Genomic DNA, 15193 nt, shown 5'->3' with positions numbered 1-15193 from the left:
GGCAACGATGGCGGCAGGACCTGACCGGGAGAAGGCGCTAGACCTCGCTCTCGCGCAGATCGACAAGCAGTTCGGCAAGGGCTCGGTGATGCGGCTGGGGGAGCGGCCGGTCGTCCAGACGGCGGTGATCCCGACCGGGTCGATCGCGCTCGACGTGGCGCTGGGCGTGGGCGGCCTGCCCCGGGGCCGGGTCGTCGAGGTCTACGGGCCGGAGTCCAGCGGTAAGACGACCGTGGCGCTGCACGCGGTGGCCAACGCCCAGCGGGCCGGCGGCATCGCCGCCTTCATCGACGCCGAGCACGCGCTCGACCCGGAATACGCCAAGGCGCTCGGCGTCGACACCGACGCGATGCTGGTCTCCCAGCCCGACACCGGTGAGCAGGCGCTGGAGATCGCCGACATGCTGATCCGCTCCGGTGCGCTGGACATCATCGTCATCGACTCGGTCGCCGCCCTGGTGCCGCGCGCCGAGATCGAGGGTGAGATGGGCGACAGCCACGTCGGCCTCCAGGCCCGGCTGATGAGCCAGGCGCTGCGGAAGATCACCGGGGTGCTCAACAGCACCGGCACGACCGCGATCTTCATCAACCAGCTCCGCGAGAAGATCGGCGTCATGTTCGGCAGCCCCGAGACCACCACCGGTGGCCGGGCGCTGAAGTTCTACGCCTCGGTCCGGCTCGACGTGCGGCGCATCGAGAGCCTCAAGGACGGCACCGACGTCGTCGGCAACCGCACCCGGGTCAAGGTCGTCAAGAACAAGGTGGCCGCCCCGTTCAAGCAGGCCGAGTTCGACATCATGTACGGCAAGGGCATCTCCCGCGAGGGCTCCCTGATCGACGTCGGTGTGGAGCAGAGCATCATCCGCAAGTCCGGTGCGTGGTACACGTACGACGGCGACCAGCTCGGCCAGGGCAAGGAGAAGGCCCGCGAGTTCCTGCGCGAGAACCCCGACGTCGCCGCCGAGATCGAGAAGAAGATCCTCGAGAAGCTCGGTGTCGGCGCGGGTGCCATCGACGCGGCGAGCGGCCCGGAGCTGCCGCCGGTCGACTTCTGACCGGCCGCCGGACGTCCTGACCGATGGCTGGACGACGGCGAGGCGCCCGTTCGGGACGGGGTTGGGATGCCGCCCCGCCCCGGACGGACGCGCCCTCCGCCCGGCGGCCCCGGCGTGGCCGGGCCCGCCCCACCGACGACTCCGGGCCGCCGCTCGACGAGGACGGCTGGCCGGAGGGCGCCACGACGACCCCGCCGGTCGTCGAGCCGGCCAAGCCGCCCCGTGACGAGGCCGAGGTGGCCCGCGAGATCTGCCTGCGACAACTCGCCACCCGCCCACGCACCCGGGCCGAGCTGGCGGCGGCGCTGGCTCGGCGGGGCATCTCCGAGCAGACGACCGACGCCGTCCTCGACCGCTACGACGAGGTCGGCATGATCGACGATGCGGCGTTCGCCCGGGCGTGGGTGGCGAGCCGCCACCACGGGCGCGGGCTGGCCCGCCGGGCCCTGGCCAACGAGTTGCGGCAGCGTGGCGTCGACTCCGACACGGCCAGCGAGGCGCTGGGCGAACTGGACGAGACGACCGAGGCGCAGACGGCCCGGGTGCTGGTCGACCGCAAGCTGCGTACGGTCCGGGGCGATCCGGACGCGGTGTTCCGTCGCCTGGTCGGGATGCTGGCCCGCAAGGGCTACCCGCCCGGGGTGGCGATCCGGGCCGTCAAGGAGGCGCTGGCCGCGCAGAGCGCCGAGGCCGCCGAGTTCGCCGAGCACATCGACGCCGATGCCCTCGCTGATGCCGAGGGGTCGGAGCACTAGACGATAAGGCTGATTGGTGATCTCTGTCCGGTTTGAAGGGTGATGTGCCCTGGATCGGTAGGGTTCAAGGCGATGAGCTGCGGGTAAGGACCCGTGTGCCCTCTGTTTGCGTCCCTGCTCGATCATGGGTTCTTGACCGAACGGCCCCCGGCACCCTAGCCTCGCGTACAAGCGAGATAACCGACCCTTGCAGGCTAAGCGCACAACATAGATCGCGTAACAGTACGGCATCACTTTTGGTCAACATGGTGGCCAGACAACCCGTTAGCGGACAGGCCGGTCCGTAGGCGGCAAGATATACCAGTGGCCTCAGGCGGTGCCTTTCCGGCACCGCTCGAAGGGTCGCACCCTCAGCCGCCTAGGTCGGGCGTCTCAGCCGAGGAAGCGGCAACGGGAGGGGTTGACCTTCCGGCGCCGGACGGTGGAGGGGAGGCGGCCCACATGAGCGAGGCGGAAGACGGGTCAGGCCCCACAGAGATGCCCCACAGGGCATCGCTGTGGGTGCGGCGCGACGTGCTCGCGGCGAGCCGGACATGGCGCATGACCGGGCGTAGCGAGGACAGCGATCGGCTCGGTGTGCGTCCTGCGGGCAGCGGTCGGCTCGGTATGCGTCGTGTGGGTGCCGAGCGAAGCGAGGCGGCCGCATGACCTGGGTGCTGCTTGTCGCGATCGTCCTTCTCGCCGCCATCGTGGTCGTCGGGCTCGTCCTCGGTGCCCGCGCCCTGCGCCAGCTCCGTGTCGCCCAGCCCACCCTGCCGCCCACCGACGACCCGGCGTACGTCGCCGAGAAGGACCGCCAGCAGCAGTCGCTGGCGGCGCTGCGGTCCGCCGCCGACGAGGCGACTTCCACCGTCGACGAGGCCAAGTCGGCCGCGGCGGCTGCCCGCGCCGAGGCGGCCGCGGCCAAGGCGGAGGCCAACTCGGCGCGGGCGGAGGCGCGCCGGGTGCTCGACGCCGCCCGGGCCGAAGCCGACACCGTGCTCGAGCGGGCCCACCGGCAGGCCGAGGCCGACGCGGAGCAGGTACGCGCCGCGGCCCGGCGCAGCGGCGAACGCGAGATCGCCCTGCTGGCCACGACGACCAAGGAGCAGGCGGCCGAGGTCGAGCGGCGGGCCCTGCGGATGGACGAGCGCGAGCGCCTGCACAGCGAGGAGGTCGACCGGCTCACCGAGCGGGAACGCCGGCTGGCGGCCGCGGACGCGGAGCTGGTCGCCCGGGAGGCCGGGCTCGCCACCCGGGAGGCCGCGCTGGCCGAGGCCGAGGAGCGACAGCGGCGGGAGCTGGAGCGGATCGCCGGCCTGACCGCGGAGGTCGCCCGGACCGAACTGATCGACGCGATCGAGGGTCAGGCGAAGCGGGAGGCCGCGCTCCTCGTACGCGACATCGAGACCGACGCCCGCAGCACGGCCGAGCAGCGGGCCCGGCACATCGTCGTCGACGCGATCCAGCGGGTCGCCAGCGACCAGACCGCGGAGAGCGTGGTCAGCGTGCTGCACCTGCCCGGCGACGAGATGAAGGGCCGGATCATCGGCCGCGAGGGCCGCAACATCCGCGCGTTCGAGTCGGTGACCGGCGTCAACCTGATCATCGACGACACCCCCGAGGCGGTGCTGCTCTCCTGCTTCGACCCGGTACGCCGGGAGATCGGCCGGCTGACGCTGGAGAAGCTGGTGCTCGACGGGCGGATCCACCCGCACCGTATCGAGGAGGTCTTCGACACCGCGAAGCACGAGGTCGAACGCCTGTGCCAGCGGGCCGCCGAGGACGCGCTGGTCGAGGTCGGCATCACCGAGATACACCCGGAGCTGGTGACGTTGCTGGGCCGGCTGCGCTACCGCACGTCGTACGGGCAGAACGTGCTCAAGCACCTCGTCGAGACCGCGCACATCGCCGGGGTGATGGCCGCCGAGTTGCGGCTCGACATCCCGACCATCAAGCGGTGCGCGTTCCTGCACGACATCGGCAAGGCGCTCACCCACGAGGTCGAGGGCAGCCACGCGCTGATCGGTGCCGACGTGGCCCGCAAGTACGGCGAGTCCGAAGAGGTGGTCCACGCGATCGAGGCGCACCACAACGAGGTGCTGCCGCAGACGATCGAGGCGGTGCTGACCCAGGCGTCGGACGCCTGCTCGGGCGGCCGGCCGGGCGCGCGGCGGGAGAGCCTGGAGTCGTACGTCAAGCGGCTGGAGCGGATCGAGGAGATCGCCGGCGGCAAGTCCGGGGTGGAGAAGGTCTTCGCGATGCAGGCCGGCCGGGAGATCCGGGTGATGGTCAAGCCGGACGACATCGACGACATCGGGGCGGCGGTGCTCGCCCGCGACGTGGCGAAGCAGATCGAGGAGGAGCTGACCTATCCGGGGCAGATCCGGGTGACCGTGGTCCGCGAGTCCCGGGTCACCGAGATCGCCCGCTGAGTCACCGGCTCGCGACGGGACCCGGCCGGCCGGTTCCTGCGACGGGAAACACGTCGAGGGTGGGCGGGACGGTCGTTACCGTCAGGCGGTGACCTGGTCTTCCTACCTCTCGTACGTCGCCTTCGCCGCCGTTCTCGTCCTGGTGCCGGGGGCGGACTTCGCGGTGATCGTCAAGAACACGCTGGCCGGTGGCGCCCGCCGGGGACGCTGGAGCGCCGCCGGGGTGGCCAGTTCCAACGCCGTCCAGGGACTGGCCGCGATCGCCGGCCTCGGCGCGGTGATCGTGCACTACCAGCCGCTCTTCCAGGCGATCAAGTGGGCCGGTATCGCCTACCTGGTGTACCTGGCGATCCAGACGTTCCGGTCGGCGTGGGCGGGCCGGTATGCGGTCGTTCCGGACGACCCCGGCCCGGCCCGGGGTCCGAGCCGGGCGGCGCAGGCCCGGGCCGGCTGGCGGCAGGGCTTCCTGTCCAACATCACCAACCCGAAGGTGCTGGTCTTCTACCTGGCGGTCCTGCCGCAGTTCGTCGGCCCGTCGACGCCGCTGCCGGTCCTGCTGGTGTTCGGGTTGAGTCACGCGCTGCTGTCGCTGACGTACCTGCTGGTGGTCGTGACCGGGCTGCACCGGGTTCGTGGGGTTCTCGGCCGGCGACGGTTCCGGCGGGCGCTGGACGCGGTGACCGGCACGCTCCTGCTCGGCTTCGGCGTCCGGTTGGCCGCCGAGCAGACCTGACCGCCGGGTGGCATGACAGGCCACGAAACGGAACGGACCCGCCGGTGGGCGGGTCCGTTCCGTTCTGCCGTTCGCTGGACACCTCCGCTGGTGGCGGGGTGGAGCCAGTTCAGAGCTTGGCTGGTGGGGTGAGATCGGCGGCCAGGGCGGCCGGCGGCGTGTCCTTGGCCCGGCGCAGGGTGCCGGTCTTGCGGCCCCGCGACATGCGGCCCTGGACGTACTCGGCGAGCTTGGACAGCGCGTAGTTGACCAGGATGTAAATGACCGCGACCACGGTGTAGACCTGGATCGGATTGTCCAGGTTGAGGATGACGGTCTGGCTCAGCTTCAGCACTTCCTCGTAGCTGATGATGAAGCCGAGTGACGTGTCCTTGAGGACCACGACCAGTTGGCTGATCAGGGCCGGCAGCATGATCCGGAAGGCCTGCGGCAGCAGGATCAGCCGGATGGTGGCGAAGCTGCTCAGGCCGATAGCCTCGGCCGCCTCCCGCTGGCCACCGGGCAGCCCTTCCATGCCGGAACGCAGGATCTCGGCGATGACCACGCTGTTGTAGAGAGTCAGGCCGATGACCAGGTACCAGAGGATCCGGCCGAGGTCGACCCCGAGGTCGGGCAGCGCGCTGGCGACGAAGAAGATCGTGATGACCACGGGCAGGCCACGGAAGACCTCGACGCAGAACCGGGTGATCCCGTTCAGGACCAGGGTCAGCGTGCGCAGGGCGATCGCGGCGGGCCGGCTGTTGTGCACGAACCGGCGCTTCATCGTCGCCTTGAGCTGTACCCGCAGGACGGCCAGTGCGGTGCCGACCACGAGCGAGGCGACGATCGCCAGCGCAGCCGCGGTGAGGGTCGCCTGGAATCCCTGCCCGAGCAGCTTCCAGACCTGGGCGAAGACCTCGTTGGAAGGGTCGACCAGCGGACCCCACAGTTCCATGTCGAACTGGCCCTGCTCGTCGAGCGGGCGGTAGACGAGGAAATACGCGCCGACGGCGACCAGCGCCCCCACGACCACGCTGACGATCAGGGTGGTCCGCTTGGCGCGGGGACCCGGTGCGTCATACAGGACACTCTGCTGGCTCATCGGGCGGCCACCGCCCGCCGCCGCTCGACCCGGTCGAGGAACAAACCGAACGGTACGGTCATGATGAGGTAGCCGATCCCGATACCGATGAAAACGGGGATGATGGGCTCGCCGCCCGCGCTGGTCAGGTTCTGCGCGGAGTTGGACAGGTCACCCGTCAGACCGAAGAAGCCGGCCAGTGCAGAGTTCTTGATCATCGCGATGAGGACGCTGCCCAGCGGCACGATCGCCGACTTCCAGGCCTGCGGCAGTACGACCAGCCGCAGGTTCTGCGAGAAGGTGAGCCCGATCGCCCGGGCCGCCTCAGCCTGTCCGGGCGGTACGGCGTTGATGCCGGAGCGGATCGCCTCGCAGACGAACGCCGCCGTGTAGACACTCAACGCGATGATCGCGAAGCGGAAGTACGGCAGGTCGATGCCGAGCCGGCTGAAGATGCTCGACAGGCCGGGGATCCGTAGGAAGTCGGCGTTGGAGCCGAGCGCCGGCAGACCGAACGCGGCGAAGAAGAACACGATGGTCAGCGGACAGTTCCGGAACACCGTCACGTAGGCGGTGCCGATCCAGCGCAGCGGCGGCACCGGCGAGATCCGCATGACCGCCACGATGGTGCCCAGGATCAGGGCACCGATCGCGGCGAGCACACAGAGCTGGAAGGTGAGCCAGAACCCTCCGACGAACACGTCGAAGTGTTCGACGAGCACACTCACGTACACACTCCCGTCTTACTCACCTTCCAGACTCCGTCTTTGGATCAGTAGCGGTTGACGGCCGGGCCGGTCGGGGTGTTCTCGTCGAACTTGCCGGCGGTGTCCTTCCAGGCCTTCTCGTAGGTGCCGTCGCCGTAGAACTTCTCCAGCGCGTCGTTGATGAAGGTACGGAAGGCGGTGTCGCCCTTCTTCAGGCCGATGCCGTACGGCTCCTCGGTGAACTTCTCACCGGCCAGCTTGAACTTGCCCTCGTTGCGGGCGATGAAGCCGAGCAGGATGACGTTGTCCGTGGTGACCGCGTCAACCTGGCCGCTGGCCAGCGCGTCCGCGCACTTCTGGTAGACGTCGAAGACGACGAGCTGCTGGCCCTCGTTGGCCAGGTACTTCTTGATGGTCTCGGCCGGGGTCGAGCCCTGTGCCGAGCAGACCTTCTTGTCGCCGGCCTTGAACGAGTCCGGGCCGGTGATCGAGGTGTCGTCGGCGCGCACCATGATGTGCTGGCCCGCGACGTAGTACGGGCCGGCGAAGTCGATCCGCTCCTTGCGCTTGTCGTTGATCGTGTAGGTCGCGATCACGATGTCGGCCTTGTTCTGCTCGATGTATTCCTCGCGGACCGCCGACGGCGTCTCGATGTACTCGATCTTGTCCTCGGGGATGCCGAGTTCGTTGGCGATCGCCTTGCCGATCTCGACGTCGAAGCCGGCGGGCTTGCCGTCCAGACCCTTCAGGCCGAAGCCGGGCTGGTCGAACTTCGTGCCGACGATGATCTTCTGCGCCTTGTTGAGGCGCTCCATCGTGCTGCCGGCCGCGAACTCCTTGCTGCCGGCGCCGGTGTCGCCACCGTCACCGTCGCCGTCACCGCCGCCACAGGCGGCCACGGTCAGTGACAGTGCCGCCACCGTAGCCAGTGTCGCGATACGGGTTACGCGCATTGTGTTTCTCCTCCTCGAAAGAGCCGGCGGCCCGGGGGGCGTGCCTGCCTCTGGTGATGACGCCTCAGTGCGTCAGGATCTTCGACAGGAAGTCCTTGGCCCGGTCGCTGCGGGGGTTGGCGAAGAACTCGTCCGGGGGAGCGTCTTCGACCAGTTGGCCGTCGGCCATGAAGATGACCCGGTTGGCGACGTGGCGGGCGAACCCCATCTCGTGGGTGACCACCACCATCGTCATGCCCTCGCTTGCCAGCGACGCCATGACGTCGAGCACCTCACCGACCATCTCCGGGTCCAGCGCGCTGGTCGGCTCGTCGAAGAGCATCGCCTTGGGCTGCATGGCGAGCGCCCGCGCGATGGCGGCCCGCTGCTGCTGGCCGCCGGAGAGCTGGGCGGGGAACTTGCCGGCCTGGTTGGCGATGCCGACCCGGTCGAGCAGCTTCATCGCCCGGTCGCGGGCGGCGGCCGGCTTCTCGCCCCGGACCTTGATCGGTCCGAGCGAGACGTTGTCGACGATGGTCTTGTGCGCGAACAGGTTGAACGACTGGAACACCATGCCGACCTCGCTGCGCAGCTTGGCCAGCGCCTTGCCCTCGGCCGGCAGGGGCTTGCCGTCGAAAGTGATGGTGCCGCTGTTGATCGGCTCCAGCCGGTTGATCGCCCGGCACAGGGTGGACTTGCCCGAACCCGAGGGGCCGATCACCACGACGACCTCGCCCCGCTTGACGGAGAGGTCTACCTTCTGGAGCACGTGCAGCGGACCGAACCACTTGTCGACCTTGTCGAGCACGATGAGTGGTTCAGCCTTCGTCACCGTCATTCCAACCGCCCTGTCCGGTATTTGATCGAGGACATCAGTCCTGGATTGAGCCACTGTAGGCGGCACGGTGTGTCAGAAAGCAACTCGGATGGTCACGGAGCGATAACACACGCCACAAGGTGCCTCCGAGGCCGGCAACATGATCGTATGGCTTACCCGTCGGCCTCATCCGCCCTCTGGAACTGGTTGATCGACGCGCCCGTACCGGCGCGCGAGATCCGGGCGGCCCTGGCGGCGGTGCTCGGCCGTCCGGTGGCGGCGTTCGGTGTCGGCAACCCCGGTGAGCTGCCCACCGGTACGGTCCACTGCGACGTCTGGGTCGGCGGCGGCGACTTCCCCGTCCGCGTCGACTGCTACGCCGCACCGGTCGAACCGGCCGAGTCGGCGGTCGCGGCGGCGTTCGCCCGGCGGCTCGGACGCGCCTGCCTCCTGCCCGACGACACCCTCGACCCGGGCCGGCACCTGCTCGCCCAGCCGGACGCGACGATCAGGCCGGTCCATGTGAAGATCACTGAGGGTGAGGACGGCGACGACTACTCACAACTCCGGCTGTGCACGCCCACCGACCCGTGGTGCCGGGACTGGGCCCGGTACGGCCCGTCCCGCTGGGCGCCCGGCGCGGTGATCACCACCCGCGCCGCAGCCTGACCGCGCCGCCCGCCCGCCGGCCCGGACGGTGCCGGGCAGCGCCCGATACTCTGTTTCTGCTATGACTACCGCGCCGAAGAGCAGCGTCCCGCGCACCTACCAGGTGCGGACCTACGGCTGCCAGATGAACGTCCACGACTCCGAGCGGATCTCCGGGCTGCTGGAGGCGGCGGGCTACACCCCCGCCGACGGGTCGACCGACCCCGACGTCGTCATCTTCAACACCTGTGCCGTACGGGAGAACGCCGACAACCGGCTCTACGGCAACCTCGGCCACCTACGTCCGACCAAGCTCCGCCGGCCCGACATGCAGATCGCGGTCGGTGGCTGCCTGGCCCAGAAGGACCGCGGCGAGATCGTGCGCAAGGCGCCGTGGGTCGACGTCGTCTTCGGCACCCACAACATCGGCTCGCTGCCGGCGCTGCTCGAACGCGCCCGGCACAACGCCGCTGCCGAGGTCGAGATCCTCGAATCCCTCGAGGTGTTCCCGTCGACGCTGCCGGCCCGCCGCGAGTCGACGTACGCCGGTTGGGTGTCGATCTCCGTCGGCTGCAACAACACGTGCACCTTCTGCATCGTGCCGTCGCTGCGCGGCAAGGAGAAGGACCGCCGGCCCGGCGACGTGCTCGCCGAGGTACGCGCCCTGGTCGCCGAGGGCGTGCTCGAGGTGACCCTGCTCGGCCAGAACGTCAACTCGTACGGGGTCGAGTTCGGCGACCGGCTCGCCTTCGGCAAGCTGCTGCGCGCCTGCGGCGACGTCGAGGGGCTGGAGCGGGTCCGGTTCACCAGCCCGCACCCGAAGGACTTCACCGACGACGTGATCGCGGCGATGGCCGAGACGCCCAACGTCTGCCACTCGCTGCACATGCCGTTGCAGTCCGGCTCGGACGACGTGCTGAAGGCGATGCGCCGGTCCTACCGGGCCGAGCGCTACCTCGGCATCATCGACAAGGTCCGGACGGCGATGCCCGACGCGGCGATCACCACCGACATCATCGTCGGCTTCCCCGGCGAGACCGACGCCGACTTCGAACGGACCCTCGACGTGGTCCGCGCCGCCCGGTTCTCGTCGGCGTTCACCTTCCAGTACTCCAAGCGGCCCGGCACGCCGGCGGCCACCATGGACGGGCAACTGCCCAAGCAGGTCGTGCGGGAGCGGTACGACCGGCTGATCGCCTGCGTCGAGGAGATCACCTGGGCGGAGAACCGCAAACTGGTGGGGGAGACCGTCGAGGTGCTGGTCGCGGTCGGTGAGGGCCGCAAGGACCAGGCCACCGGCCGGATGTCCGGCCGGGCCCGGGACGGCCGGCTGGTCCACTTCGGCACCGGCGAACTCACCGGGCGGATCCGGCCCGGCGACATCGTGCACACCACCGTCACCTACGCCGCCCCGCACCACCTCAACGCCGACGGGGCGCCGCTGTCGCACCGCCGGACCCGGGCCGGCGACGCCTTCGAGGCCGGCCGCGCGCCGCGTACCCCCGGGGTCCTGCTCGGACTCCCGACGGTCGGCGCGCCACCCGCGGCGCCGGTCGCGGCCAGCGCCTGCGACCGCTGACCCCGGACACCGAAAAGGGGCACCGTCCGCGCGGACGGTGCCCCCTTTTTTCCCGGTACGTCAGCTCGCCTGCTCGGCGAGGGCCAGGAACTGCTTCTTCGACGCGAGGGCCCGCTCGGCCTCCTTGATCCGCTTCGCGTCGCCGGCGGCCTGGGCCCGGGCCAGCCGCTGCTCGGCCTCGGCCACCTGCTCGCGCATCTGAACCAGCAGCGGGTTCGCCGACGGCTCGGTGCGCCGCCAGGCGGAGTCCATCGCGACGCGTACCTTCTCGTCGACCGCCCGCAGCCGGCGGTCGAGACCGGCCGCCGCCTCCCGGGGCACCCGGCCCGCCTCGTGCCACTGGCCCTGGATCTCGCGCAGCTTGGCCTGCGCCGCGCGCGGGTCGGCGTCGACGTCTAGCGCCTCCGCCTCGGCCAGCAGCGCCTGCTTGCGCTCCAGGTTGCCGCGCTGCTCGGCGTCACGGGCCGAGAAGACCTCGCTGCGCCGGGAGAAGAAGCTGTCCTGCGCGGCGCGGAACCTCTCCCACAGCCGCTGCTCGGCCTCCTTGGACGCCCGCGGCGCGGCCTTCCACTCGCTCATCAGCTCCTTGAGCCGGTTGGCGGTGGCCGCCCAGTCGGTCGACTCGGCCAGCGACTCGGCCTCCCGGACGAGGTCGTCCTTGGCGCCCTGGGCCTGCTTGCGCTGGGCGTCGAGGGTGGCGAAGTGCGCCCCGCGCCGCCGGGTGAAACCGTCCCGGGCGGCGGCGAACCGCTTCCACAACTCGCCGTCGGTCTTCTTGTCGACGCCCCGGACGGTCTTCCACTCGTCGAGGATCTCCTTGAGCCGGTCGCCGGCGGACTTCCAGCCGGTCGACTCGGCGGCCAGCTTCTCGGCCTCCTCGACCAGGGCGGTCTTGCGGGCCACCGCCTCGGTCCGGGCCGCGTCCCGGGCGGCCCGCGCCTCGCCCGCCTTCTGCTCGGCGGCGGCGGCGAGCTTGTCGAGCCGCTCGGTGAGCCCGTCGATGTCGCCGACGACGTGTGCCTCGGCGAGCGAGGCCCGCAGCCTCTTGACGGTGGTCAACGAGTGGGCCGCGTCGGCCGCACCCGAGTTGAGCCGCGTCTCGGTCAGATCCACCTCGGTCACCAGGTCGGCAAAGCGGCGCGCGAAGTGGGCCAGACCTTCCTCGGGTGCGCCCGCCTGCCAGGAACCGACGACGCGCTCGCCTTCGGCGGTCTTGACGTAAACCGTGCCGTCCGCGTCAACCCGTCCGAAGGTCGTCCAGTCGCTCATGTGCCCATCCTCGTTCTCCCGGCGCCGCCGGGCGGTTCAGCCCGGCGATGGCCGCCACAGCGCAGTGAGATTGCAGCGAAGTTTCCCAGGGGCATTCTCACAGGTCCGCCCCGGTCCGCGTCGAGCGCCTGAGGGCGACCGTGACCATACGGTGTCCTAGTCGGCCCCGACGGGTGTATGAGCCGGTGTACAGTCGCCGCCCGCTACGGTTGTCGCGTGTCCCTGGTCGCCGCAGCCGTCTGCCCACACCCGCCGGTCATCGTCCCCGACATCGCCGGTCGGGCGGCCTCCGAACTCGACGATCTCCGTACGGAGTGTGACGCGGCGGTCGCGCGACTCGTCGATTCCGGCGCCCGTACGATCGTGGTCGTCGGGGCAGATGATGAGCAAAAGACGTATGTATCCCCTTTCATCGGTTCTTTCGCTCCGTGGGGAGCGCCGATGACGGTGACCGTCGGCGCGGCCGCCGCGGTCGGTGCTGCCACCCCTACGGACGGTGTTGCCGCCCCCGCCGGCCGGCCGCTGCCGCTCAGCCTGCTTGTCGGCACCTGGCTCCTCGACCGGGCCGGCCGGCCGTCCACCGGCGCGGCACCCGCGATCGCGATGGAGACGGTGGCCGCCGGACAGGCGCCCGCGGACTGCGCCGCCCTCGGCGCCCGGCTCGCCGCCGACGCCGGCGACGAACCGTGGGCACTGCTGGTGATGGGCGACGCGTCGGCCTGCCGGGGCCAGAAGTCACCCGGATACGACGACCCGCGCGCGCGGGCGTACGACGAGGCGGTCGCCGCGGCCCTGGCCGGCGCGGACGTCGACGCCCTGCTCCACCTCGACCCGGCGCTGTCGGCCGAGCTGCTGGTCGCCGGGCGCGCGCCGTGGCAGGTGCTCGCCGGTGCCGTGGCCACAACCGGCCGGCCGTGGCACGGCCGGTTGTCCTACCACGACGCTCCGTACGGCGTCACCTACCTCGTCGCCACCTGGGCCCCGGCGTGACCGCCACCCCGGACCGGCCGGCGGGCCGGCCCGGCCCGGTCGTGGCGGTCGTCGGGCCGACCGCCGCCGGAAAGTCGGCGCTGAGCATCGCGCTGGCCCACGAACTGGACGGCGAGGTGGTCAACGCCGACTCGATGCAGCTCTACCGGGGCATGGACATCGGCACCGCCAAGCTCACCCCCGCCGAACGCGACGGCGTGCCGCACCACGTCCTCGACATCTGGGACGTCACCGAGCCGGCCAGCGTCGCCGAATACCAGCGCCTGGCCCGCGCCGCCGTCGACGACATCCGGGCCCGGGGCCGGGTCCCGCTGCTGGTCGGCGGCTCGGGACTCTACGTACGCGCCGTACTCGAGGAGTTCGAGTTCCCCGGCACCGACCCGGCCCTGCGGCAACGGCTGGAGGACGAACTCGCCGCGACCGGCCCGGCACCGCTGTACGCCCGGCTGAGCGCCGCCGACCCGGCCGCCGCCGAGAAGATCCTGCCCGGCAACGGCCGGCGGATCGTGCGCGCCCTGGAGGTGATCGAGCTGACCGGCCGCCCGTTCACCGCCGCCCTGCCCGAACCGAAGCCGTACTACGACAGCGTGCAGCTCGGCGTCGACCTCGACACCGCCGTACTCGACGAGCGGATCGCCCGCCGGGTCGACGCGATGTGGGCGGCCGGCCTCGTCGACGAGACCCGGCGGCTCGCCGAGGTCGGCCTGCGCGACGGCCGTACGGCCGGCCGCGCGCTCGGATACCAGCAGGTCCTACGCTTCCTCGACGGGGTGGGAACCGAGGCGGACGCGCACGACGAGACGGTACGGCTCACCCGCCGGTTCGTCCGCCGGCAGCGGTCCTGGTTCCGCCGCGACCCCGGCGTCCACTGGCTCGACCCGACCCGCCCCGACCTGCTGCCGGCCGCCCTGACGGCGGTCCGGGCGGATCGGGAATGATGGGACCGTGCAGTTCACCAAAGGCCACGGCACCGGCAACGACTTCGTGATCCTCGACGACCCCGAGGGCCGCCTCCCGCTCACGCCGGAACTCGCCGCCGCGCTCTGTGACCGGCGCCGGGGCATCGGCGGTGACGGCGTACTGCGGGTCGTGCGGGCCGCCAACCACCCGGCGGCGGCCGGCTACGCCGACCGGGCCGAATGGTTCATGGACTACTGGAACTCCGACGGCTCGCTGGCCGAGATGTGCGGCAACGGCGTACGCGTCTTCACCCGCTACCTGTCCTCGATCGGCGTGACCGGCTCGCCCGACACCGGCCTGCCGGTGGCGACCCGGGCCGGCGTCGTGCGCGCGCTCGTCGGACCCGACGAGATCGCCGTCGACATGGGCCACCCCCGGGTGTACGACCGCAGCACCGCGACCCTCGACGGGCTGGTCCTGCCCGGCGCCGCCGTCGACTGCGGCAACCCGCACCTGGTCTGCGCCCTGCCCGCCGGCGTCGAGTTGGCGGCCCTCGACCTCACCCGGGCACCCGAGTTCGACCGGGCGCTGTTCCCGACCGGCGTCAACGTCGAGTTCGTGACGCCCGGCGAACCGCTCGACGGCACCGACCTGCACACCCTGATGCGGGTGTACGAACGCGGCTCCGCCGAGACCCTGTCGTGCGGGTCGGGCGCCTGCGCCGTCGGAGCGGTGGCGCTGCGCGACGCCGGGCTGGACACCGGAGTGGTGGCGGTCGACGTGCCGGGCGGCCGGCTGACCGTCACCATCGACGAGCGCACCTGCTGGCTGGCCGGGCCCGCCGTCCTGGTCGCCGGGGGCGAGGTCGACGAGACGGCCCTGCGGAGCTGACCCGCCGCTGCGGGCCCGCACCCGGGTATGTTCCCGCTCTTCGGGGCCCTCGCCCTGCGCTGGCGTGTTCCGCTCGGCGGCGTGCCGCTCCTGGTGTGCGTTGCTTGGGCTGCGCCGCTTGGCGGCGTGCTGCTCGGGGCGGGCCGCGCGGGGTGTGCGCCGCTCGGCGGCGCGCTGCTCGGGATGCGTTGGTTGGGGGGTGCTTCGCTTGGCGGCGCGCTGCTCGGGGTGTGCGCCGCGAGGGGTGGTTTGCTGAAGGTGCGTTGCTCGCGGCCGCCCGGCTTCTGGTGTGCGCCGCCCCGGCCGCCGCTCGGGTGCGCTGATCAAGGACAAAGCGTGCCCGCTGTGTCATGGCTGTCGCGCAACAACTCCGTGATCGACGGGGCGCCTTGATCGTCTGTCGTTCAGACACTCCGAGACCGGCGTGTCGGGTGTCTGAACCGC

14 protein-coding genes are annotated in these 15193 nt (G+C 71.1%); 9 read left to right on the top strand and 5 right to left on the bottom strand.

The window, feature by feature from the left end:
• Positions 1-7: 7 nt before the first annotated feature.
• The 4 genes from recA (at position 8) to AB0M79_RS04920 (ending at position 4956) form a co-directional block, all read left to right on the top strand.
• Positions 8-1054 (top strand): recombinase RecA, encoded by a 1047-nt coding sequence (recA, locus tag AB0M79_RS04935; RefSeq protein ID WP_212816493.1) that lies wholly within the window; start codon positions 8-10, stop codon positions 1052-1054.
• A gap of 23 nt (positions 1055-1077) precedes the next feature.
• Positions 1078-1809 carry a regulatory protein RecX gene (locus AB0M79_RS04930; RefSeq protein WP_364207879.1) on the top strand — a complete coding sequence of 244 codons (732 nt, stop codon included), beginning with the start codon at positions 1078-1080 and terminating at the stop codon, positions 1807-1809.
• Between the two features lie 644 nt (positions 1810-2453).
• On the top strand, positions 2454-4223 hold the full coding sequence (rny, locus tag AB0M79_RS04925; RefSeq protein ID WP_364207878.1) for a ribonuclease Y: 1770 nt from the start codon (positions 2454-2456) through the stop codon (positions 4221-4223).
• Between the two features lie 88 nt (positions 4224-4311).
• Complete coding sequence (locus tag AB0M79_RS04920) at positions 4312-4956, top strand: LysE family translocator (RefSeq protein WP_364207876.1); 645 nt, start codon at positions 4312-4314, stop codon at positions 4954-4956.
• Positions 4957-5065: 109 nt separating this feature from the next.
• On the opposite strand, the gene AB0M79_RS04915 is transcribed toward AB0M79_RS04920, so the two are convergent.
• The 4 genes from AB0M79_RS04915 to AB0M79_RS04900 form a co-directional block, all read right to left on the bottom strand.
• Positions 5066-6037, bottom strand: coding sequence for an amino acid ABC transporter permease (locus tag AB0M79_RS04915; protein WP_364207874.1), 972 nt, complete (start codon positions 6035-6037; stop codon positions 5066-5068).
• Entirely contained in the window at positions 6034-6744 is a 711-nt protein-coding gene (locus AB0M79_RS04910) for an amino acid ABC transporter permease (protein ID WP_364207872.1), read from the bottom strand. Before AB0M79_RS04910 ends, AB0M79_RS04915 begins: the two co-directional genes overlap by 4 nt.
• A 44-nt stretch (positions 6745-6788) precedes the next feature.
• Positions 6789-7676: a glutamate ABC transporter substrate-binding protein gene (locus tag AB0M79_RS04905; RefSeq protein ID WP_364207870.1), complete on the bottom strand. Its 888-nt coding sequence runs from the start codon at positions 7674-7676 to the stop codon at positions 6789-6791.
• Positions 7677-7740: 64 nt separating this feature from the next.
• Entirely contained in the window at positions 7741-8493 is a 753-nt protein-coding gene (locus tag AB0M79_RS04900; RefSeq protein ID WP_364207868.1) for an amino acid ABC transporter ATP-binding protein, read from the bottom strand.
• A gap of 147 nt (positions 8494-8640) precedes the next feature.
• Here AB0M79_RS04900 and AB0M79_RS04895 point away from each other — a divergent pair, with 147 nt between their 5' ends.
• Together AB0M79_RS04895 and miaB are read left to right on the top strand one after the other, a co-directional pair.
• A complete protein-coding gene (locus tag AB0M79_RS04895) occupies positions 8641-9141 on the top strand; it encodes a hypothetical protein (RefSeq protein WP_357535979.1) in 501 nt (166 codons plus the stop codon).
• A gap of 61 nt (positions 9142-9202) precedes the next feature.
• The gene (gene miaB, locus AB0M79_RS04890) at positions 9203-10699 is read left to right on the top strand and encodes a tRNA (N6-isopentenyl adenosine(37)-C2)-methylthiotransferase MiaB (RefSeq protein WP_364207865.1); all 1497 of its coding nucleotides are present in this window, start codon (positions 9203-9205) and stop codon (positions 10697-10699) included.
• 60 nt (positions 10700-10759) lie between these two features.
• Here miaB and AB0M79_RS04885 read toward each other — a convergent pair whose 3' ends face one another.
• Positions 10760-11968 (bottom strand): DUF349 domain-containing protein, encoded by a 1209-nt coding sequence (locus AB0M79_RS04885; RefSeq protein ID WP_364207863.1) that lies wholly within the window; start codon positions 11966-11968, stop codon positions 10760-10762.
• A gap of 177 nt (positions 11969-12145) precedes the next feature.
• Here AB0M79_RS04885 and AB0M79_RS04880 point away from each other — a divergent pair, with 177 nt between their 5' ends.
• The 3 genes from AB0M79_RS04880 to dapF are packed head-to-tail and all read left to right on the top strand — an operon-like array spanning position 12146 to position 14749.
• Entirely contained in the window at positions 12146-12958 is an 813-nt protein-coding gene (locus tag AB0M79_RS04880) for a class III extradiol dioxygenase subunit B-like domain-containing protein (RefSeq protein ID WP_364207861.1), read from the top strand.
• Positions 12955-13896: a tRNA (adenosine(37)-N6)-dimethylallyltransferase MiaA gene (gene miaA, locus AB0M79_RS04875; protein ID WP_364207859.1), complete on the top strand. Its 942-nt coding sequence runs from the start codon at positions 12955-12957 to the stop codon at positions 13894-13896. Before AB0M79_RS04880 ends, miaA begins: the two co-directional genes overlap by 4 nt.
• 7 nt (positions 13897-13903) lie before the next feature.
• The gene (gene dapF / locus AB0M79_RS04870) at positions 13904-14749 is read left to right on the top strand and encodes a diaminopimelate epimerase (RefSeq protein WP_364207857.1); all 846 of its coding nucleotides are present in this window, start codon (positions 13904-13906) and stop codon (positions 14747-14749) included.
• Positions 14750-15193 lie beyond the last annotated feature (444 nt).

The sequence above is a fragment of the Polymorphospora sp. NPDC051019 genome (assembly GCF_040683055.1).
Classification (GTDB): Bacteria; Actinomycetota; Actinomycetes; order Mycobacteriales; family Micromonosporaceae; genus Polymorphospora; species Polymorphospora lycopeni.
The sequence above is the reverse complement of the archived record's forward strand: the minus strand, read 5'-3'. Positions and strand labels throughout refer to the sequence as shown.